The following is a 19,703-nucleotide window of genomic DNA, read 5'->3' as shown; positions in this document are numbered from 1 at the left end:
ACGAACCTAGAGCCAGGCCGGATCGAGGTCGACGGTGGTCCGGTCCAGCGACGCGAGCAGGTCGAACCAGGGCCCGGTCCGCGGCAGCTCGTAGCGGAAGAAGTACCGGGCGGCGGCCCGCTTGCCCCGGCCCAGGTCGTCGTCGCGGCCGGCGGCGGCGAGCAGCTGCTCCAGCCACACCCACGCGACGACGACGTGCCCGGTCGCCTCCAGGTGCACCGAGGCGTTCGCGAGCCGCGCCGCGACGTCGGGTTCGGCGTGCAGCGCGCGGGTCACCTCCACCAGCCGCACCCGGGCCGCGTCGAGCGCGTCGGCGTGCTCGGCCGCCTCGCCGCCCGCGGCGCGGCCCCGTGCGACGGTCGCGGCGAGCACCGCGTCGAGGGCGTCGAGCCCGGCGGCGCCGCGCATGGCGAGCTTGCGTCCGAGCAGGTCCAGGCCCTGGATGCCGTGGGTGCCCTCGTGGATCGGGTTGAGCCGGTTGTCGCGGTAGTGCTGCTCGACGTCGTACTCGCGGGTGTAGCCGTAGCCGCCGTGCACCTGGATCGCCAGGTCGTTGGCCGCCAGGCACCACTGCGACGGCCAGCTCTTCGCGATCGGGGTGAGCACGTCGAGCAGCAGCCCGGCCCGCTCGCGGTCGGCCGGGTCCTCGGCGGTGCGCTGGTCGTCGAGCAGCCGCCCGCAGTACAGGACCAGGCCCAGCCCACCCTCCACGTAGGACTTGCCCGCGAGCAGCATCCGCCGGACGTCGGCGTGGTCGACGATCGGGACCTGCGGCGCCGCCGGGTCCTTCGCGTCGACCGGGCGGCCCTGCGGCCGGCTCCGCGCGTACTCCACCGCGGCGAGCTGGCCGGTGTAGCCCAGCGCCACCGCGCCGGCACCGACACCGACCCGGGCCTCGTTCATCATGTGGAACATCTGCGCGAGCCCGGTGTGCGGCTCGCCGACGAGGTGTCCGACCGCCCCCGGCTCGCCACCCGGGGTGTGCGCGCCCTCGCCGAAGTTCAGCACGGTGTTGGTGGTGCCGCGGTAGCCCATCTTGTGGTTCAGTCCGGCGAGCACGACGTCGTTGCGGTCCCCGTCGGGCAGGAACTTCGGCACCACGAACAGCGAGATGCCCTTCACCCCCGCCGGACCGCCGGGGATCTTCGCGAGCACCAGGTGGACGATGTTCTCGCCGAGCTCGTGGTCCCCGCCGGAGATCCACATCTTGGTGCCGGTGATCCGGTACGTGCCGTCGCCGCGGGGCTCGGCGCGGGTGGTGATGTCGGCCAGCGACGACCCGGCCTGGGTCTCCGACAGGCACATCGTGCCGTGGAAGCGGCCCTCCAGCATCGGCCGCACCCAGGTGTCCACCTGCTCCGGGGAACCGTGCGCGAGCAGCAGGTTCGCGTTCGCCGTGGTGAGCATGGCGTAGGCGAAGGTGCTGATGTTCGCCGCCGCGAACCACGCCGAGCACGCCGTGTGCACGACCTGGGGGAGCTGCAGGCCGCCCGCGTCGGCGTCGGCGGTGGCACCGAGCAGGCCGGTGCCGGCCAGCGCCGCCAGCGCGGGTGTCACCTCCGGGTGCATCTCGACGCGGCCGTCGACGAAGCGCGGTTCCTCGGCGTCGTTGCGCTTGTTGTGCGGGCGGAACCGCTCGGCCGCGATCTCGGCGCAGACGTCGAGGACGGCGTCGACGGTCTCCCGGGAGTGCTCGGCGAACCGCGGACGGGCGGTCAACGCGGTGACGTCGAGCCAGTCGTGCAGCAGGAAGTCCAGGTCGCTGCGGGACAGCAGCTGCGACGGTGCGGCCATGACGGCTCCTTCGGGTCGGGGGCGGCGGATCGGGCGGGTCGGCGGGTCGGGCGCGGTGAGCGGGTCGGGACGGGCCGCCGTCGAGCGGCAGGACCGTACCGGTGACCGACCGCCGGCCCGCGCGGCGAGGGGATCGTCGTGGGTACCGCGGCACGTCCGTCCCGGACGAGGATCGCGGTCCGAGTGGTGCAGCGCGAGGAACTCGGCGCTGCTTTGTGTCCTCGGTACAACCGGCCCGGCCGGGTTCGTGATCCACGCCCATGGCGTCGGTCACACGGCGCTCCTACCTTGGGCGGGTCGATCGACGACGCCGTGTCCGACACCGAGGGGAAGGACCCCGATGCACATCGCCGTGCTCCCGCAGGATCGCGTCCGGGCTGCGCCGACCGGACCGTGCATCGCCGACGAGACCCGCGCGCTCGACAACGCGGCGTTCGCCGACGCCGTCGCGGGTGCTGCCGCCGCCCTGCACGCCGCGGGGGCCGGTCGGGGCGACGTGGTCGCGGTCGTGCTGCCCAACCGGGTCGAGCTCGTGGTCACCCTGTTCGCGGCCTGGCGGCTCGGGGCCGCCGTCACCCCGGTCAACCCGGCACTGACCGTCGACGAGGCGGGGCACCAGATCACCGACTCCGCCGCGCGTGTCGTGGTGGGGGAACGGGCGGCGTCGCCGCTGGTGACCCTCGACGTCGCCGAGCTGGCCGGGGACCCGGCCGCCGCGCCGGAACCGGTCACCGACGACGACGCGCTGGCCCTGCTGATCTACACCAGCGGTACCACCGGGCGGCCCAAGGGCGTCATGCTCGACCACCGCAACGTCCGCGCCATGTGCGAGATGATCATCGCCGGGATCGGGCTCGACGACACCGACCACAGCCTGCTGATCCTGCCGCTGTTCCACGTCAACGGCATCGTCGTCTCCGTCCTGTCCCCGCTCCTGGCAGGCGGGCGCACCACGATCGCCGGCCGGTTCCGGGCGGAGACCTTCCTCGACGTGGTCGCCCGGGTCCGGCCCACCTACTTCTCCGCGGTCCCCGCGATCTACGCCATGCTCGCCGCCCTGCCCGCCGACGCGGTGGCCGACACGAGCTCGCTGCGCCTGGTCATCTGCGGGGCGGCGCCCATGCCCGCCGAGCTGATCGCCCGTTTCGAGGGCCGGTTCGACGTGCCGCTGGTGGAGGGGTACGGACTCTCCGAGGGCACCTGCGCCTCGACCCTGAACCCGCCCGGCGGGCCGCGCCGTCCCGGCACCGTCGGACTGCCGCTCCCAGGACAGACCGTCGCGCTGATGGGCCCCGACGGCACCCTCGTCGACGACGGCCCGGGCGAGGTCGTGATCTCCGGTCCGAACGTGATGCGCGGCTACCTGAACCTGCCCGGGGTCACCGCCGAGACGATCCGCGACGGCTGGCTGCACACCGGCGACGTCGGCCGGTTCGACGACGACGGCTACCTGGTCCTGGTCGACCGGATCAAGGACATGATCATCCGAGGTGGGGAGAACCTCTACCCCAAGGAGATCGAGAACGCGCTCTACGCGCACCCGGCCGTGCACGAGGCCGCCGTGGTCGGTGCCGCCGACCCGGTCCTCGGCGAGGTCCCCGTCGCCCACGTGGCCCTGCTCCCCGGGGCCGTCGCGAGCCCGGAGGAGCTCGTCGAGCACTGCGCGGGGCGACTGGCCCGGATCAAGATCCCCACCCGGATCACGATCGTGGACGCCCTGCCGAAGAACTCCGTCGGCAAGATCGACAAACCCACCCTGCGCCGGGCGGCAGTCCCGACCGGCTGACCCGGCACGACCCGGCACGACCCGACACCGATACGACACCGACCTCCCGCGGACCGCCCCGGTCCGGCGGGGGAGCCGACCTGCCCGGAAACGCCCGCGGACGGCTACCGCATGCCACCCTCCGAAAGGGGATGAACAATGGGGTTCAAGACGGGGGACTTCCCCCCGGTCGATCTCGACACCTTCCTCGACAAGCCGCTGTTCGAACGCACGAAGGCGCTCGCCCTGCACTGGGTGGAGTACGGCTTCGGATCGCCGAAGATGATCCCGACGACCTACGTCGTCAAGCTGGTGGTCCTCTACGTGCTCGTGGGCACCACCCTGATCACCTGGACCTCCGGCGTCGGCCCGGTCTGGGACGTCGCGGGCTGGTGGAACGAGCCCATCGTCTACCAGAAGCTCGTGCTGTGGACGGTGCTGCTGGAGGCGATCGGCGTCGCGGGCTCCTGGGGTCCGATCGCGGGCAAGTTCAAGCCGATGACCGGTGGCATCCTGTTCTGGGCCCGCCCCGGGACCATCCGGCTGCGTCCGTGGAAGGCGGTCCCGGGGACCGACGGCGACACCCGCACGGTGCTCGACGTCGTGCTCTACCTGGGTCTGCTCGCCTCGCTGCTGACCGCTGTCGTGCTGCCCGGCGTGCCGAGCGCGTCGCTGTCGGCGGTGCTGCCCGACAACACCTCCGGTCTGGTCGCGCCATGGCTGATGGTCGCGCCGATCGTGCTGCTGATCCTCTGCGGCCTGCGCGACAAGACGATCTTCCTCGCCTCCCGCGGTGAGCAGTACCTGCCGGCGATGGTGTTCTTCGGTGTCCTGCCCTTCGTCGACATGATCGTCGCGGCGAAGCTGCTGATCTGCGCGGTGTGGATCGGGGCGGGCGTGTCCAAGTTCGGTCGGCACTTCACCAACGTGATCCCGCCGATGGTGTCCAACAGCCCGTGCGTCCCGTCGAAGTGGGTCAAGCGGGCCCACTACCGGGACTTCCCGCGCGACATCCGCCCGTCGAAGCTCGCGACGTTCATGGCGCACGTCGGCGGCACCACCGTCGAGATCATCACCCCGCTGGTGCTGCTGTTCTCCACCAACTACTGGCTGACGCTGGCCGGGGTGGTCCTCATGGTGGTGTTCCACCTGTTCATCACCTCGACGTTCCCGCTGGCCGTGCCGCTGGAGTGGAACATCCTGTTCGGCTACCTCGCCGTGTTCCTGTTCCTCGGCTTCCCCAACGGCGACGGCTTCGGCGTCACCGACATGTCCTCCCCGGCGCTGACCCTGGTGATCGTCGCCGCGCTGGCGTTCTTCCCGGTCCTCGGCAACCTGCGCCCGGACCTCGTGTCCTTCCTCCCGTCGATGCGCCAGTACGCCGGGAACTGGGCGTCGGCGCTGTGGACCTTCGCCCCCGGCGCCGAGGAGAAGCTCAACTCGATCGCGCACCGGCCGACCAGGAACCAGGTCGACCAGCTCCGGGCGATGGGCTACCCCGCGGCCGTCGCGGAGGTCACCATGCAGCAGACGATCGCCTGGCGGTCGATGCACTCGCAGGGCCGCGGGCTGTTCTCGGTGCTGTCGGCCCGGCTCGACGACCTCGACTCCCGCACCGTGCGTGAGGCCGAGTTCACCTGCAACTCCTTGATCGGCTTCAACTTCGGCGACGGTCACCTGCACGACGCGCACATGATCGCCGCGGTCCAGCGGCGGGTCGGCTTCGCCCCGGGCGAGCTCGTCGTCTGCTGGGTGGAGTCGCAGGCGATCCACGCGAAGGTCCAGCACTACCAGCTGATCGACGCGGCGCTCGGCGTCGTCGAGCGCGGGTACTGGAACGTGGCCGACGCGGTGAACGAGCAGCCGTGGCTGCCGAACGGGCCCATCCCGCTGACCGTCACCTGGCGTGCCCCGCAGCGGTCGGCCGCCGACGAGGACACCGCCGGGGCCCCGGCGGTCTGAGTCCCGGCGGGGCGGGCGGAGCACGACGCCCGCCCGCCCCGCCGACCCATCCGACGTCCCATCGACGAAGAAGGAACGCACCATGGGTGACGCACTGAACGGCCGGGTCGCGATCGTGACCGGCGCGGGCAAGGGACTGGGACGGGCCATCGCGGAGCGCTTCGGCGCCGAGGGCGCGACGGTCGTCGTCTCCGACATCGACGAGGCCGCCGCGAAGTCGGTCGCGGACGGGATCGCGGGCGCCTCGTACCTGGCGTGCGACGTGCGCGACGAGGCGCAGGTGCAGGCGCTGGTGGCCCACGCCGTCGAACGGCACGGCGGACTGCACGTGATGGTGCCCAACGCCGGCGTCGGGCGGCCCGAGCCGCTGCTGGAGATGGACCTCGCCGCCTGGCGCGCGGTCACCTCGGTGAACCTCGACGGGGTCTTCCTGTCGATCCGCTACGCGGCCCCGGCGATCATCGCCGCGGGCGGCGGCACGATCGTCACCCTCGCCTCGGTCACCGCGACCACCGGTTCGCCGCTGATCGGCCACTACGCCGCCGCCAAGGCCGCCGTCGTGAACCTGACCAAGACCGCGGCGACGGAGTTCCGGCCCCACGGCGTGCGGGTCAACGCGCTGCTGCCCGGCTTCATCGACACCGACCTGGTGACGGCGGCGCAGCCGGGGTTCGAGGCGGCGCTCGGACTGCCCGCCGGCGGGTTCGACGGTCTCATCGCGCAGAAGCAGGGGGGCTACGGCACCCCTGCCGACGTCGCCGAGGCGGCGCTGTTCTTCGCCAGCGAGCGGTCCCGGTTCTGCACCGGGAGCGGCCTGGTCCTGGACGGCGGACTCGATGCGTCGCTGCTCTGAGGAAGCCCCCGGGAACCCCCGTCGCGTCTGCGTGGCGGTGTGGCGGACCGCCACGATGATCGGCTCGCCCGCGTCGTCGCGACCGGGCCCCCGCACCGCCGGGACACAGGGTCGGTCGTGAGCCGTCCCCGGGACGGGGCGTCCTGTGCCACCGGGTCCGGGTACAACTGCGACGGCGGGGGAACCACCTGCTGTCGGTCCGCTGGAACGGGAGAACACACATGAGCACCGCGACGGTCGTCGGTTCCGGCCCCAACGGTCTCGCCGCCGCCGCCGTGCTCGCCAGGGCCGGGGTCGAGGTCACCGTGCTGGAGGCCGCCGACGAGATCGGCGGTGGCACCCGCACGGTCGAGGCGATCGTGCCCGGCCTGCTCGTCGACCACTGCTCGGCGGTGCACCCGATGGCGGTCGGCTCGCCGGTCCTGGCCGAGCTGGGCCTGGACCGGCACGGGCTGCGGTGGCGCCTGCCCGAGGTCGACTGCGCCCACCCCCTCGACGACGGCGACGCCGGCGTCCTGCTGCGCTCCGTCGCCGACACCGCGGCGGGCCTGGGCGCCGACGGGCCGCTGTGGCGTGCGCTGTTCGGCAGCCCGTCCCGGAACTACGACGCGCTGTCCCAGGACTTCCTGGGCCCGTTGCTGCGATTCCCGGGCCACCCGCTGCTGCTCGCCCGCTTCGGTGCGCCGACCGTCCTGCCGGCCGAGCTGCTGGCACGGGCGTTCCGCACCGAGCGGGGCCGCGCCCTGTTCCTCGGCACGGCCGCGCACGCGTTCCGGCCGCTGAACCGCCCGCTGTCGAGCGCGATCGGGATGGGCATCCTCACCGCGGGGCACCGCTACGGCTGGGGCGTCGCGCAGGGCGGCTCCCGGGCGATCTCCGACGCGCTGGCCGCGGTGCTCGCCGGACACGGAGCGAAGATCGAGACGGGCGTGCACGTCCGCTCCGCCGACGAGCTGGGCGACCCGGACGTCGTGGTGTGGGACGTCGGCCCCGACCGGCTCCCGCAGCTGCTCGGCGACCGTCTGCCGCCGCGGGCCGCGCGGGCCTACCGGCGGTTCCGGTACGGCCCGGCCGCGTTCAAGGTCGACTACGCGGTGCAGGGCGGGATCCCGTGGACGTCCCCCGGGGCGCGGCGGGCCGGGACCGTGCACGTCGCCGGGTCGGCCGCGGAGACCGCGCTCGTCGAGCGCGAGGTGCACGCGGGCCGGATGCCGGAGCGTCCGTTCGTACTGGTCGGGCAGCAGTACCTGGCCGACCCGACGCGGTCGGTCGGCGACGTGTACCCGGTCTACGCCTACGCGCACGTCCCGTACGGGTACACCGGTGACGCGACCGCGGCGATCACCGCGCAGATCGAGCGGTTCGCTCCCGGGTTCGGGGAGCGGGTCGTCGGGACCCTGGTCACCGACCCGGCCGCGTTCGCGGGGAACCCGAACTACGTCGGCGGGAACATCCTCACCGGCGCCAAGGACCTGCGACAGCTGGTCCTCGGGCCGCGCACGACGGTGCAGCCCTACGACACCGGAGCACCGGGGCACTTCCTCTGCTCGGCCGCGACGCCGCCCGGACCGGGTGCGCACGGGATGTGCGGCGCGCACGCCGCGCGCCGCGCGCTCGCCCACCTGGGCCGCTGAGGGCGGCTCAGACGGGCTCGGGCTCCCCGCTGACGGCCACCACCCCGCCGATGTCCTGGCGCAGCCACGCCAGCAGCGTCGTGTCCTCCAGGGTCAGCGGCACCTCCGGCCCGCCCCACCCCAGACGGGTGGTGGGCCGGTGGACCAGCGCGTCCTCCAGCATCGCGGCCAGACCCTCGGTGGCCTGGACGGTGATACCGCCGTGCTCCACCGTCCTGCTGCCCGCAACGTCGGATTCGGCGTGCGGCCCCGTGCTGAGCACGTAGCCGGTCCCCAGACGGTCGTCGAACCCCGTCACCTGCACGACGGCTCCCTCCTGCCGAGTGCGCGAGATGTCGACGGTAGCGAAACCCCACCCCCGATCAGGGCGTACGGCGTGTGACGTCGTGCGTGCACCAGGTGAGGAGAACCGCGCGTGAGTACGGTCACGACCGACCCCGGTTTGCCGGGGCGCTACTCGTTGGTAACAATGAACGTCACAGTGGCACGGCGTGCCATTACGGCACGACCAGTGGCAGAGTCACCGGCTACGACGGGCGCGACGCCGCGGCCCACCCCGCTCTTGCGAGAGCGCGCGGCGCAGCACCGTCACGGTGACGCGAGACGGTCCGGACCCCGACGGGGCGGATCGCGAAGAGGACGACGCGGTGTGCGCGTGGGCGCAGGCCGCCGCGGCAGGAGGTCGAAGAGGTCCTATGAAGATCGTGACCCTGGTGAAGCAGGTGGCCGACACCTACTCGGAGCGGAAGCTGTCCGACTCCGACCACACCCTCGACCGGGAGGGTGCCGAGGCGGTGATCGACGAGATCAACGAGCGCGCCGTGGAGCAGGCCCTGCTGCTCAAGGAGGCGAACGACGGCTCCGAGGTCGTCGTCGTGTGCATGGGCCCGGACCGGGCCACCGACGCGATCCGCAAGGCGCTGTCGATGGGCGCGGACTCCGCGGTGCACCTGTCGGACTCCGCGATCCACGGCTCGTGCGCGGTGCAGACCGCGAAGGCGCTGACCAAGCTGATCGGCACCGTCGAGGGCTGGGACCTGGTCATCGCGGGCAACTCGGCCTCGGACGGCCAGATCGGTGCGGTCCCGGCGATGATCGCCGAGCTGCTCGGTGTGCCGTCGCTGACCCACGCCAACGAGCTGTCCGTCGAGGGCACCACGGTGAAGGCCAAGCGGGAGACCGACGAGGGCGTCACCCACCTGACCGCCGAGCTGCCCGCCGTGGTCTCGGTCGGCGAGAAGTCGAACGAGCCGCGCTACCCCTCCTTCAAGGGGATCATGGCGGCGAAGAAGAAGCCGGTGCAGACCCTCGACCTGGCCGGCGCCGGGATCGACCCCTCCGAGGTCGGGCTGGCGAACGCCCTGACCTCGGTCGTGTCGGCGTCGCCGAAGCCGCCGAAGCAGGCCGGCGAGAAGGTCACCGACGAGGGCGACGGCGGCGCGAAGATCGCCGAGTTCCTGGTCGGCCAGAAGCTGATCTGACGCTGATCGACGACCGACACCACTTCTGCACAGGAGATATTCATGGCTGAGGTTCTGGTCCTCGTCGACCACGTCGACGGCGACATCAAGAAGACCACCTACGAGCTGCTGACCGCCGCCCGCGCGCTGGGCGAGCCGTCGGCGGTCGTCGTCGGCCCGGCGGGCACCGCCGACAAGCTGGCCGACGGCCTGACCGAGCACGGCGCCGAGAAGATCTACGTCGCCGAGACCGACTCCACCGACTTCCTCTCCCCGGAGACGACGGTCCTGGAGTCGCTGGTGAACTCCGCCTCCCCGGCCGCCGTGCTGCTCGCGGCCACCGGCAACGGCAAGGAGGTCGCCGGCCGCCTGGCGATCCGCACGAACTCCGGGCTGCTGTCCGACGTCGTGGGCGTCTCCGCCGACGGCGTCTCGCACTCGATCTTCGGTGGTGCCTACACCGCCGAGGCGAAGGCCAACACCGAGCACCCGGTCATCACGGTGCGCCCGGGCTCGGTCGAGATCTCCCCGGCCGCCGGTGCGGGTGCCCGCGAGACCGTCGAGGTCCCGGCGCCGTCGGGGCGTGCCGCGACCGTGACCGGCCGTGAGCCGATCCAGGGCGGGTCGCGTCCGGAGCTGACCGAGGCGACGGTGATCGTCTCCGGTGGCCGCGGTGTCGGCTCGGCCGAGGACTTCAGCGTCGTCGAGGGTCTGGCGGACTCCCTCGGTGCCGCCGTCGGTGCCTCGCGTGCCGCGGTGGACTCCGGCTACTACCCGCCGCAGTTCCAGGTCGGCCAGACCGGCAAGTCGGTCTCGCCGCAGCTCTACATCGCCCTCGGCATCTCCGGCGCGATCCAGCACCGTGCCGGCATGCAGACGTCGAAGACGATCATCGCGGTGAACAAGGACGAGGAGGCGCCGATCTTCGAGATCGCCGACTTCGGCATCGTCGGCGACCTGTTCAAGGTCGCGCCGCAGCTGCAGGAGGAAGTCGCCAAGCGCAAGGGCTGACCCTCCCGGTCCGCCACCACACGCTCGACGCCCGGGTGCCCCGCGCACCCGGGCGTCGTCGTGTGTGCGGGGCCCGTTCACCTGCTCCTGCCTGCGACGACACCTGTCCGGGACCGTTCACTCCGATGCCACCGACGTGTCGTCGCGGAACCGTCCGGGTGTCGCACCCGCCCGGTACCAACCCGGTGTGACCCAGGTGATCGTCTCGACCCCGGAGACCGCGGCCCGGCGGTACTCCCTGCTCCTCACGACCGACGACGGCGACGTCGCCGCGGCGCAGGCGCTGCGGCACCGGGTGTTCGCGGACGAGCTCGGCGCCCGGCTCGACAGCGCCGTCCCCGGCCGCGACGTCGACCGCTTCGACGCCCACTGCGACCACCTCGTGGTCCGCGAGGACGCCACCGGCGAGATCGTCGGCACCTACCGGATGCTCCCGCCGCAGCGGGCGCGCGCCGCGGGCGGCCTCTACGCCGACGGCGAGTTCGACCTCACCAACCTCGACCCGCTGCGGTCCGGCATCGTCGAGACCGGGCGCTCCTGCGTGCACCCCGACCACCGCGGCGGCGCCGTCGTCGGGCTGGCGTGGGCCGGGCTCGCCCGCTACATGCTGCTCACCGGGCACCGCTGGCTGATCGGCTGCGCCAGCGTCTCCCTGGCCGACGGCGGCGCCCAGGCCGCGGGCGTCTGGGACCGGGTCCGCGCCAAGCACCTCGCCCCCTCCGAGTACCGCACCGTCCCGCTCCGCCCCTGGGACCCGACCGACGTCCCGCGTGGCCGGGGTGTCGCGGTCCCGCCGCTGCTGCGCGGCTACCTGCGGCTGGGCACCTGGGTGTGCGGGCCGCCCGCGCACGACCCGGACTTCGGCGTCGCGGACTTCCCGGTGCTGCTGGGGATGGACCACATCGACCAGCGCTACCTGCGCTTCTTCCTGGGCGAGGACGCCGCCGGGGTGACGGGCGCATGACCCTCGCCGCCGGACCGGAGGGCGACGCCGGCGCGCCCCTCCGCCCGCTCCGCCGCTTCCGGCCCCGTGGTCGTGCCTCCGCTGTCGTCCCCTCCGCCGGGGCCGCGGTGCTCCCGCCCACCCCGGCGGACCCGGCGCTCTCGCCCACCCCGGCAGACCCGGCGACGGGGGACCGACGCGGTGCTGCGCACCACCCGGCCCGTGCCGCCCTGCGGACCCCGGTGCGCCCGGTCGTCGACCACCCCACGCACCCGCCGGCACCGCCCGCGTCGCAGCGTCCCGGCGGGCCGTGGGCGGCCTGGTCACCGTGCACCCCGCAGGAGTGCCTGCCCCCGCGCACGACGACCGGCACGCTGCGCCTGGCCCGCCGCACCGCGACGCTGCTCGCGGTGCTGGCGGTGGCCGCGACGACCGTCCCGGTTGCCGCGCTGTGCGGTGCCCGCGTGCTGGAGCCGGTCCTGCGGGCGCTGCACCGCGCGGTGCTCGGCGCCGCCGGGGTCCGGCTCGTCGTGCGCGGCGGACCGCTGGCGCCCGCGGACGGGCGGGGCGCGCTGGTCGTGGCCGACCACACGTCGTGGATCGACATCCCGGCGCTCGGCGCGATCGGCCCGGTCACCATGCTCGCCAAGCGGGAGGTCAGGGACTGGCCGCTGATCGGTGCGCTCGCGGCCCGCACCGGCACCCTGTTCGTGCACCGCGAGGGCCTGTCCCGGCTGCCCGGCACCGTCGCGACCTGCGCCGATGCGCTGCGGGGTGGCACGCTGGTCGGGGTCTTCCCCGAGGCGACGACGTGGTGCGGCGCGATCTCCGGGGACTACCGGCGCGCGCCGTTCCAGGCCGCGATCGACGCGGGGGCCCCGGTCCGGCCGGTCACCGTCGCGATCACCACCCCGGACGGGCGGCCGACGACGGCCGCCGCGTTCGTCGGCGAGCAGACCCTCGGCGACACCGTCGGCCGGGTGCTCCGGCTGCCCGGACTGGTCTGCGAGGTCACCGTCGGCGAGCTCGTCGAGCCGGGCCCGCGCACCGACCGGCGCGCGCTGGCCGCACGGGCCCGCGACCGGGTCCGTCACCCGCGCCCCGCCGCGACCGCCACGGCCGTGTGAGACGGACGGTCGTCCACGACGGGTTCGGCACGCACCGCTGTCACGGCGGGGTCTACCCTGGAGGCCGATGACGTACCTGGACCACGCGGCGACCACACCGATGCTGCCCGCCGCCGTCGCCGCTCTGAGCGACGCGCTCGGCCGCACCGGCAACGCGTCGTCGCTGCACTCGTCGGGGCGCCGCGCCCGGCGCGCGGTCGAGGAGGGGCGTGAGCGGATCGCCGAGGCGGTCGGCGCGCGCCCGTCCGAGGTCGTGTTCACCACCGGCGGCACCGAGAGCGACAACCTCGCGGTCAAGGGCCTGTTCTGGGCCCGCCGGGCCGCCGACCCCCGCCGCTCGCGGGTGCTGGTCTCGGCCGTCGAGCACCACGCGGTCGTCGACGCGGCGGAGTGGCTGGCCACCCACGAAGGTGCCCGGCTGCGGCTGCTCGAGGTCGACGCGACCGGCCGGGTCCACCCGGAGACGCTGCGCGCCGCGCTCGCCGAGGACCCGGACGGGAACGCCCTGGTCTCGGTCATGTGGGCCAACAACGAGGTCGGCACCGTCAACCCGGTGCGCGAGCTCGCCGCCGTCGCCCACGAGTTCGGGGTGCCCTTCCACACCGACGCCGTGCAGGCCGTCGGCATCCTCGACGTCGACTTCGCCGCGAGCGGTGCCGACGCGCTCACCCTCACCGGGCACAAGCTCGGCGGCCCCTACGGCGCGGGCGCGCTGCTGCTCGGCCGCGAGGTCGCCTGCACCCCGCTGCTGCACGGCGGCGGCCAGGAGCGCGACGTCCGCTCCGGCACCCTGGACGTCCCGTCGCTGGCCGGACTGGCGGCGGCCGTCGTCGAGTCGGTGGCCGCCGCGCCGCGCCGCCGGGTGCACCTGGCCGGGTTGCGCGACGAGCTGATCCGCGTCGTGCGCACCGAGGTGCCCGACGCGGCGCTGAACGGTGACACGACCGACTCCCGGGTCGACGGCGGTCCCGGCAGGCTGCCCGGCAACGCGCACCTGTCGTTCCCCGGCTGCGAGGGCGACAGCCTGCTCATGCTGCTCGACGCCCACGGCATCGACTGCTCCACCGGTTCGGCCTGCACCGCGGGCGTCGCCCAGCCCAGCCACGTGCTGCTGGCGATGGGCGCCGACGAGTGCACCGCCCGCGGGTCGCTGCGCTTCTCCCTGGGGCACACCAGCACCTCCGCCGACGTGGCCGCGGTCGCCGGGGCCATCGGGTCGGTCGTGGAGCGGGCCCGCAACGCGAGCCGTCGCACCCCCGCGTCGGTCACGGGCTGAGCCGTGCGGGTCCTCGCTGCGATGAGCGGTGGCGTCGACTCCGCGGTCGCCGCCGCGCGGGCGGTCGCCGCCGGGCACGACGTCGTCGGTGTGCACCTCGCGCTGTCGCGCACCCGCGACGCGATGCGGTCGGGGTCGCGCGGCTGCTGTTCCAAGGAGGACGCGGGCGACGCCGCCCGCGCCGCGGACGTCCTCGACATCCCGTACTACGTCTGGGACCTGTCCGAGGAGTTCACCCGCGACGTGGTGGACGACTTCGTCGCCGCCTACGCCGCCGGCCAGACGCCGAACCCCTGCCTGCGGTGCAACGAGAAGATCAAGTTCGCGGCGGTCCTGGACCGGGCGCTCGCCCTCGGCTTCGACGCCGTCTGCACCGGTCACTACGCCCGGCTCGACCCGGCCGGACCGGTGCTGCGCCGCTCGGCCGACGGCGGCAAGGACCAGTCCTACGTGCTGGCCGTGCTGCGCGCCGACCAGCTGCGGCACGCGATGTTCCCGGTCGGCGACACCCCCAAGCCGCAGATCCGGGCCGAGGCCGCCCGGCTCGGGCTGCGCGTCGCCGGCAAGCCCGACAGCCACGACATCTGCTTCATCCCCACCGGGGACACCCAGGGCTTCCTGGCCGACCGCCTGGGCAGCACTCCCGGTGCCCTGGTCGACGCCGCCACCGGCGAGACCCTCGGCACCCACGGCGGCGTGCACGGCTTCACCGTCGGGCAGCGCAAGGGTCTCGGGATCGACCGCCCGGCCCCCGACGGCCGTCCCCGCTACGTGCTCGGCATCGAGCCGGTCAGCGGCACCGTGCGGGTCGGCCCGGAGGCGGCGCTCGACGTCACCGCGATCACCGCGCGCACCCCGGTGTGGACCTCGGGCGTGGCGCCGGCCGCGCCGTTCGGCTGCGTCGTGCAGGTCCGCGCGCACGGCGGCACCGCACCCGCGACCGTCACCCCGCTCGGCTCCGCCGTGCAGGTGGACCTGGCCGAGCCGCTGCGCGGGGTCGCCCCGGGGCAGGCCGTCGCCTTCTATCGCCCCGACGACGACGGCGACATCGTCCTGGGGTCGGCGACGATCACCGGGACTGTCTGACCGGGGCTGTCTGGCTGGGGCTGTGTGGCCGGGCTGCCTGGCCGGGACTGTCTGGCCGGGGCAGCCCGGCCGGGTCCGCCCGACCGGAAGCGTCTGACACGTACTGCCCGACCGGGACCGCCTGGCCGGGGCTGTCTAACCGGCGCTGCCCGACCGGCGCTGCCTGACCGGGGCCGCCCGACCGGGACTGCCTGACCTGGTCCGCCTGACCTGGTCCGCCTGACCTGGTCCGCCTGACCTGGTCCGCCCGACCGGGACCGCCCGACCGGGACCGCCCGACCGGAAGCGTCCGGCATGTACTCCCGGGCCGACCACGTCCGGCCGGGGCCCGCCCGGACTCGGCCGCCGGGAGTGCGCCGCCACCGCCGGGGCGCGGCGCTGTCGTGGCGGATCGCCGTCCGCCGAGATGCACCTCAGCGGGCCCCGCGCGTCGCTGGAGCCCGCTGATCTGCATCTCGACGCACCTCCGGCGAGAGCACTGCTCTTGCTTTAACATAGTGAAGGGTGAACACTGCTCTCATGACGAATCGTCGCTCTCGGTCCCGCTACCTCGCCCCCGGCCGGTTCACCCGACGCGTGATGAACCCGCTGGTCGCCGGCCTGACCCGGCTCGGTCTCCCGCTGGCCGGCTCCGCGGTGCTCGGCGTCCGCGGCCGTCGCTCCGGCGAGGTCCGCACCACGCCGGTCAACCCGCTGCGCCACGACGGCGTCCGGTACCTCGTCGCCGCCCGCGGCGAGACCCAGTGGGTGCGCAACCTGCGCGTCGCGGGGGAGGCCGAGCTGACCGTCGGCCGTCGCACCGAGCGGGTGGCCGCGACGGAGTTGACCGACCCGGCCGTCGCCGTCCCGGTGCTGCGGGAGTACCTGCGCCGCTGGGCCTGGGAGGTCGGGGCGTTCTTCGACGGTGTCGACGCCTCCTCGTCCGACGCCGAGCTGGCCGCCGCCGCACCCCACCACCCGGTGTTCGCCCTGCAATGAGAACTCCAGCGATCGCCCCCTGCAGCGTTCGCCCTGCAGCGATCGCCCTGCAGCATTCGGCCTGCGGTGACCGCTCCGGGGCGATCGCTCCGTGGTGACCGCTCGGGGGTGATCGCTCTGCGGTGATCCCTCCGGTGATCGCCGACTGTGGAGCATCGGGTGCGGCTCACCCGCCTCCGCGCGCCACATTTGGCGATCATGCCCGCCGCCGACGGGCCGGGGCCGCACGCGTCGGGCCCGGACCGCGGAGGACACTGTGGGGGTGACCATCCCGGACCCCACCGACCCGCTGGCCGCCGCGCTCGCCGCCGCCGGACTCGGCGACGTCCGTCCCGGCGAGACCGTCGCGCCGCAGCCCCGGATCGAGGTCGTCGACGACACCCCCGCCGAGCCCGCCGCGCCCCGCGCCCTGTGGCCCGCCGGCGTCGGCACCGGCGTTGGATCACTGCCCGGCACCGACATCCGCGAGGCGTGTGCGCTGGTCACCGGCGAGAACCCCGAGTTCCCGGCACTGCCCGAGCTGCCCGCCCGCGGCGTCGGCGCGGACATGATCGGGCGCACGGCCGGGCTGCTGGTGGACCTCGCCGTCGAGGTCGTGCCGACCGGCTGGCGGGTCACCGCGCACCCCGGACGCGACCTGCGCCGGTCCCGGGACCTGATGTCCGGCGATCTGGACGCCTTCGACGACGCCTGCGACCACATCCGCCCGTCCTGGGTGAAGATCCAGGTCACCGGCCCGTGGACGCTCGCCGCCTCGGTCGAGCTCGCGTCCGGGCACCGGGTGCTCACCGACCGCGGGGCTGTCCGCGAGTTCGCCGCCAGCCTGACCGAGGGGCTGCGCACACACGTCGCCGAGGTCGCGCAACGGACCGGGGCGACGGTCGTCGTCCAGCTCGACGAGCCCGGTCTGCCCGCGGTGCTCGCCGGGTCGTTGCCGACCGCGTCCGGCTACGGCACCGTCCGCGCGATCGCCGCGCCGGACGCCCAGGACCTGCTCCGCGACCTGGTCGACGGCGTCGACGCACCGGTCGTCGTGCACTGCTGCGCGGACCGTGCGCCGATCCGGCTGCTCGCCGGCACCGGTGCGGCCGCGGTCGGCATCGACGCGACCCGACCGGCGTTCACCGGGAGCACCGCCGAACCGCGCGCCCTCGACGCGATCGGCGAGACCTGGGACAGCGGCGTCCCGTTGTTCCTCGGGCTGCTGCCCGGCACCACGCCGTCCCGCGAACCGGCGATCGGCGACCTGGCCCGCGCCGGCTACGACCTCGCCGACCGGCTGGGCTTCGACCGGCCGCGGCTGGCCCGCCTCGCCGTCCCGACGCCCGCCTGCGGGCTCGCCGGGGCCTCCCCAGCCTGGGCGCAGCGTGCGCTCGCCCTGTCCCGCGAGCTGGGAAAGGCCTTCGCCGATCCGGACGAGGTCGCGCCCGCCGACGGGCGCTGACCCCGCATGATCGGCGTCGCGCGCGCCTCCGTGTTCCGCGCGTGCGTCCGGACGCGCGCGCCGAGCGGATCACCGCGCGCCCGGCGGATCACCGTGCGCGGGGCGGATCAGTGCGCGCCGGGCGGCGGCGGAGTGCTTCTCCCCGGGCCACTCAGTTCAGCTTGCGGGTGCCCTCGGGGAGCCCGCCGCCGGCGTAGACGTCGGTGGCGAGGTCCTGCAGCGCGGTCAGCGCGACGTTCTGGCTCCACGGGCCGTAGGACACGCGGGCGACGCCCAGCTGCTGGGCGGTCCCCAGCGGGATCGACCCCGGGATGCCGATCAGGTTGACCTTGCGCTCGCCGAGCGCCTCGACCAGGCGTCCGACCTGGGTCTCGTCGAGCTTGCCGGGCACGAAGAAGTTCGACGCGCCCGCGTCCAGGTACGCCTTCCCGCGCTCGATCGCGTCGGCCAGCACGGCCTCGGGGTCCTTGTCACCGGCCTTGAGGAAGGCGTCGGTGCGCGCGTTCAGCACGAAGTCGATCCCGGCCTTCTCGGCCGCGGCGACGGCGGCCTCCACGGCCTTCACCGCCTCGGTGAGCGGCTTGACCTGGTCCTCCAGGTTGCAGCCGACGATGCCGACGTCGATCGCGCGCGCGACGGTGCCACCGGGGTCGCCGTAGCCGGCCTCCAGGTCGGCGGTCACCGGCAGGTCCCCGGCGACCTCCGCGATCAGCCCGACCTCGGCGATCATGAGGTCGCGCGGGATGTGCTCGCCGTCGGGGTAGCCGCGGGACGCGGCGATCCCGTGGCTCGCGGTGGCCAGGGCCGTCGTGCCCGGGGTCTCGGCGACGACCTTCGCGGTGATCGCGTCCCAGACGTTGACGACGAGCAGCAGCTCCGGTGCGGCGTGCAGCTCCTGCAGCTTCGTGGCCTTCTCGGCGATGGAGGTCATGTGATCACCGTAGGCCGGTTCCGGGGCCCCCGCCGCGTACCCAGAACTGAGGATCTGCGGTGTCCCCGACAGCGGCAGGGCCGTCCGACCCCTGATCCTTGTGCCGTGCTCCGAGACCGGTCCGACGTCCGACACCCGACCACCCCGCTGGGTGGTCTCGGGTCGTCCGCGCTGGTGCTGGGAGCGCTGGGCTCGGTGTTCGTCGCCGTCGCCGTCGCGATCGCGCTGTCCGCGGTGTCGCCGCTGACCGTCGCCGGTCTCGCGTTCGCCTCCGCCGGGGTCGTCCTCGCCATCGGCGGTCTGGTGCTGGGCACGCTGGGCGCGGTCCGTGCCTGCCCGGGCCGGTCCCGGACGGCTATCTCGGCCGCGGGGCTGTCGGTGGCCGGGCTGGCCGGCGGGCTGATCTGGCTGGCCGCGTTCGTGATGCTCGCCGTCACCGGGCCGGGACCGCCGCCCGTGCAGGGGGCCGGCACCGCGCCGGCCTGCGGGCCCGGGGTCTGCCACACCCCCTGAACCGCGGCCCGGCGACGCGTTCGGCCCGTCGTCCGAGGACCCTGTCGTCCTAGCACCCCGACGGCACCGCGCTGCTACGGCGCCCGCCCGCCGCTCTCCGCCTCGGTCCCGGCGCTCGCCCGGGCCAGCGCGATCGTCGCCACCACGAGCACGGCCACCAGCACCGCGACGAGTGCCCACCCGGCCCCGCCGGTGGACAGCCGCTCGTCGAGCACGGTCACGCCGACGACCGCGGCCACCACCGGCTCCCCGACGACCACCGCGGGCAGCGACGCCCCCAGCGCCCCGGCCTGGAACGCGGCCTGCTGCAGCAGGGTCCCGCCGACCACGGCGACGACCAGCGCCCAGGTCTCCCACGAGGTCAGCACCGTGGTGATCCCGTCGGACAGCGTGTCGACCACGCCCAGGGTGAGCGCGGCGACGACGCCGTAGGCGATGCCGGTGGCCGCGGCCAGCAGCAGTGCCCGGGCCGTCCCCGTCGTCGACCGGGCCGCCACGAGACAGGCGGCGAACAGCACCAGCAGCACTGACCCCGTCGGCGCCCACGCGGTGAGCCCGGCCCGGTCGACACCCGCGGTCGGCTCCCCGACGGTCACGAACAGCACCAGCGCCACCACCAGCACCGCGGCCCACGCCAGCTCCCGGCGGGACGGCCGCCGCCCGGCCCACCACGCGGCCAGCGGCAGCGCGAACACCAGCTGGGTGACGATGATCGGCTGCACCAGCAGCAGCGACCCGAACCCGAGCGCGACGGCCTGCATCGCGAACGCTGCCGTGTCACCCAGCGACCCGGCCAGCCAGCGCGGATCGCGGACCAGCCGCGCCAGCATCCGCAGCCCCCGGTCGTGCGGGTCCGCCGCCGCCGAGGTCTGCTGCGCGACGGCGGCGAGCGCGAAGAGCAGCGCCGAGAGCAGCGCGGCGCCGAC

At 74.4% G+C, this 19,703-nt stretch carries 17 protein-coding genes; 13 read left to right on the top strand and 4 right to left on the bottom strand.

The features are described from left to right. Positions 1-6: 6 nt before the first annotated feature. The gene (locus tag Ae331Ps2_RS04015; RefSeq protein ID WP_075310608.1) at positions 7-1,794 is read right to left on the bottom strand and encodes an acyl-CoA dehydrogenase; all 1,788 of its coding nucleotides are present in this window, start codon (positions 1,792-1,794) and stop codon (positions 7-9) included. Between the two features lie 340 nt (positions 1,795-2,134). Between Ae331Ps2_RS04015 and Ae331Ps2_RS04010 the strand changes: the two genes are divergently transcribed. From Ae331Ps2_RS04010 to Ae331Ps2_RS03995, 4 genes are all read left to right on the top strand, one after another. Further along, a complete protein-coding gene (locus Ae331Ps2_RS04010; RefSeq protein WP_075310610.1) occupies positions 2,135-3,580 on the top strand; it encodes a class I adenylate-forming enzyme family protein in 1,446 nt (481 codons plus the stop codon). 138 nt (positions 3,581-3,718) lie between these two features. Then, positions 3,719-5,521: a DUF3556 domain-containing protein gene (locus tag Ae331Ps2_RS04005; RefSeq protein ID WP_075310612.1), complete on the top strand. Its 1,803-nt coding sequence runs from the start codon at positions 3,719-3,721 to the stop codon at positions 5,519-5,521. Between the two features lie 82 nt (positions 5,522-5,603). Next, the gene (locus tag Ae331Ps2_RS04000) at positions 5,604-6,374 is read left to right on the top strand and encodes an SDR family NAD(P)-dependent oxidoreductase (protein WP_075310614.1); all 771 of its coding nucleotides are present in this window, start codon (positions 5,604-5,606) and stop codon (positions 6,372-6,374) included. Between the two features lie 221 nt (positions 6,375-6,595). Further along, a complete protein-coding gene (locus Ae331Ps2_RS03995) occupies positions 6,596-8,008 on the top strand; it encodes an NAD(P)/FAD-dependent oxidoreductase (protein WP_075310616.1) in 1,413 nt (470 codons plus the stop codon). 7 nt (positions 8,009-8,015) lie between these two features. Here Ae331Ps2_RS03995 and Ae331Ps2_RS03990 read toward each other — a convergent pair whose 3' ends face one another. Beyond that, on the bottom strand, positions 8,016-8,312 hold the full coding sequence (locus tag Ae331Ps2_RS03990) for a hypothetical protein (protein ID WP_075310618.1): 297 nt from the start codon (positions 8,310-8,312) through the stop codon (positions 8,016-8,018). A 391-nt stretch (positions 8,313-8,703) separates the two neighbouring features. Here Ae331Ps2_RS03990 and Ae331Ps2_RS03985 point away from each other — a divergent pair, with 391 nt between their 5' ends. The 8 genes from Ae331Ps2_RS03985 to Ae331Ps2_RS03950 all read left to right on the top strand — a co-directional run bounded on the left by Ae331Ps2_RS03985 (position 8,704) and on the right by Ae331Ps2_RS03950 (position 17,333). Continuing rightward, complete coding sequence (locus Ae331Ps2_RS03985) at positions 8,704-9,489, top strand: electron transfer flavoprotein subunit beta/FixA family protein (RefSeq protein WP_020626655.1); 786 nt, start codon at positions 8,704-8,706, stop codon at positions 9,487-9,489. A gap of 42 nt (positions 9,490-9,531) precedes the next feature. Continuing rightward, positions 9,532-10,479 carry an electron transfer flavoprotein subunit alpha/FixB family protein gene (locus Ae331Ps2_RS03980; protein WP_075310620.1) on the top strand — a complete coding sequence of 316 codons (948 nt, stop codon included), beginning with the start codon at positions 9,532-9,534 and terminating at the stop codon, positions 10,477-10,479. A gap of 187 nt (positions 10,480-10,666) precedes the next feature. Further along, on the top strand, positions 10,667-11,443 hold the full coding sequence (locus Ae331Ps2_RS03975) for a GNAT family N-acetyltransferase (protein WP_075310622.1): 777 nt from the start codon (positions 10,667-10,669) through the stop codon (positions 11,441-11,443). Then, positions 11,440-12,549: a 1-acyl-sn-glycerol-3-phosphate acyltransferase gene (locus tag Ae331Ps2_RS03970; RefSeq protein WP_075310624.1), complete on the top strand. Its 1,110-nt coding sequence runs from the start codon at positions 11,440-11,442 to the stop codon at positions 12,547-12,549. Before Ae331Ps2_RS03975 ends, Ae331Ps2_RS03970 begins: the two co-directional genes overlap by 4 nt. A 67-nt stretch (positions 12,550-12,616) precedes the next feature. Continuing rightward, positions 12,617-13,825 (top strand): cysteine desulfurase family protein, encoded by a 1,209-nt coding sequence (locus tag Ae331Ps2_RS03965; RefSeq protein WP_020622514.1) that lies wholly within the window; start codon positions 12,617-12,619, stop codon positions 13,823-13,825. Positions 13,826-13,828: 3 nt separating this feature from the next. Next, positions 13,829-14,911: a tRNA 2-thiouridine(34) synthase MnmA gene (gene mnmA / locus Ae331Ps2_RS03960; protein ID WP_075310626.1), complete on the top strand. Its 1,083-nt coding sequence runs from the start codon at positions 13,829-13,831 to the stop codon at positions 14,909-14,911. A gap of 519 nt (positions 14,912-15,430) precedes the next feature. Next, complete coding sequence (locus Ae331Ps2_RS03955) at positions 15,431-15,889, top strand: nitroreductase family deazaflavin-dependent oxidoreductase (protein WP_075310628.1); 459 nt, start codon at positions 15,431-15,433, stop codon at positions 15,887-15,889. A 409-nt stretch (positions 15,890-16,298) separates the two neighbouring features. Then, on the top strand, positions 16,299-17,333 hold the full coding sequence (locus Ae331Ps2_RS03950; protein ID WP_075312891.1) for a methionine synthase: 1,035 nt from the start codon (positions 16,299-16,301) through the stop codon (positions 17,331-17,333). Positions 17,334-17,484: 151 nt separating this feature from the next. Here Ae331Ps2_RS03950 and Ae331Ps2_RS03945 read toward each other — a convergent pair whose 3' ends face one another. Beyond that, positions 17,485-18,264, bottom strand: a complete 780-nt coding sequence (locus Ae331Ps2_RS03945) for an isocitrate lyase/phosphoenolpyruvate mutase family protein (RefSeq protein ID WP_075310630.1) — start codon at positions 18,262-18,264, stop codon at positions 17,485-17,487. Between the two features lie 105 nt (positions 18,265-18,369). On the opposite strand from Ae331Ps2_RS03945, the gene Ae331Ps2_RS03940 reads away from it, so the two are divergent. Continuing rightward, the gene (locus Ae331Ps2_RS03940) at positions 18,370-18,777 is read left to right on the top strand and encodes a hypothetical protein (protein WP_075310632.1); all 408 of its coding nucleotides are present in this window, start codon (positions 18,370-18,372) and stop codon (positions 18,775-18,777) included. A gap of 74 nt (positions 18,778-18,851) precedes the next feature. Here the strand turns inward: Ae331Ps2_RS03940 and Ae331Ps2_RS03935 are convergent, their stop codons facing one another. Continuing rightward, the gene (locus Ae331Ps2_RS03935; protein WP_255407973.1) at positions 18,852-19,691 is read right to left on the bottom strand and encodes a DMT family transporter; all 840 of its coding nucleotides are present in this window, start codon (positions 19,689-19,691) and stop codon (positions 18,852-18,854) included. Positions 19,692-19,703: the final 12 nt, after the last annotated feature.

Origin of the sequence: Pseudonocardia sp. Ae331_Ps2 (assembly GCF_001932405.1) — a bacterium.
In the GTDB taxonomy this organism is placed as follows: Bacteria; Actinomycetota; Actinomycetes; order Mycobacteriales; family Pseudonocardiaceae; genus Pseudonocardia.
This window is presented reverse-complemented; position numbering and strand designations above follow the sequence as displayed.

What these genes read in the sequence shown, in the direction of transcription:
- Ae331Ps2_RS04015 (WP_075310608.1), bottom strand. Translation starts at nt 1,794, where the DNA reads ATGGCCGCACCGTCGCAGCTGCTGTCCCGCAGCGACCTGGACTTCCTG.
- Ae331Ps2_RS04010 (WP_075310610.1), top strand. Translation starts at nt 2,135, where the DNA reads ATGCACATCGCCGTGCTCCCGCAGGATCGCGTCCGGGCTGCGCCGACC.
- Ae331Ps2_RS04005 (WP_075310612.1), top strand. Translation starts at nt 3,719, where the DNA reads ATGGGGTTCAAGACGGGGGACTTCCCCCCGGTCGATCTCGACACCTTC.
- Ae331Ps2_RS04000 (WP_075310614.1), top strand. Translation starts at nt 5,604, where the DNA reads ATGGGTGACGCACTGAACGGCCGGGTCGCGATCGTGACCGGCGCGGGC.
- Ae331Ps2_RS03995 (WP_075310616.1), top strand. Translation starts at nt 6,596, where the DNA reads ATGAGCACCGCGACGGTCGTCGGTTCCGGCCCCAACGGTCTCGCCGCC.
- Ae331Ps2_RS03985 (WP_020626655.1), top strand. Translation starts at nt 8,704, where the DNA reads ATGAAGATCGTGACCCTGGTGAAGCAGGTGGCCGACACCTACTCGGAG.
- Ae331Ps2_RS03980 (WP_075310620.1), top strand. Translation starts at nt 9,532, where the DNA reads ATGGCTGAGGTTCTGGTCCTCGTCGACCACGTCGACGGCGACATCAAG.
- Ae331Ps2_RS03970 (WP_075310624.1), top strand. Translation starts at nt 11,440, where the DNA reads ATGACCCTCGCCGCCGGACCGGAGGGCGACGCCGGCGCGCCCCTCCGC.
- Ae331Ps2_RS03965 (WP_020622514.1), top strand. Translation starts at nt 12,617, where the DNA reads ATGACGTACCTGGACCACGCGGCGACCACACCGATGCTGCCCGCCGCC.
- Ae331Ps2_RS03955 (WP_075310628.1), top strand. Translation starts at nt 15,431, where the DNA reads ATGACGAATCGTCGCTCTCGGTCCCGCTACCTCGCCCCCGGCCGGTTC.
- Ae331Ps2_RS03945 (WP_075310630.1), bottom strand. Translation starts at nt 18,264, where the DNA reads ATGACCTCCATCGCCGAGAAGGCCACGAAGCTGCAGGAGCTGCACGCC.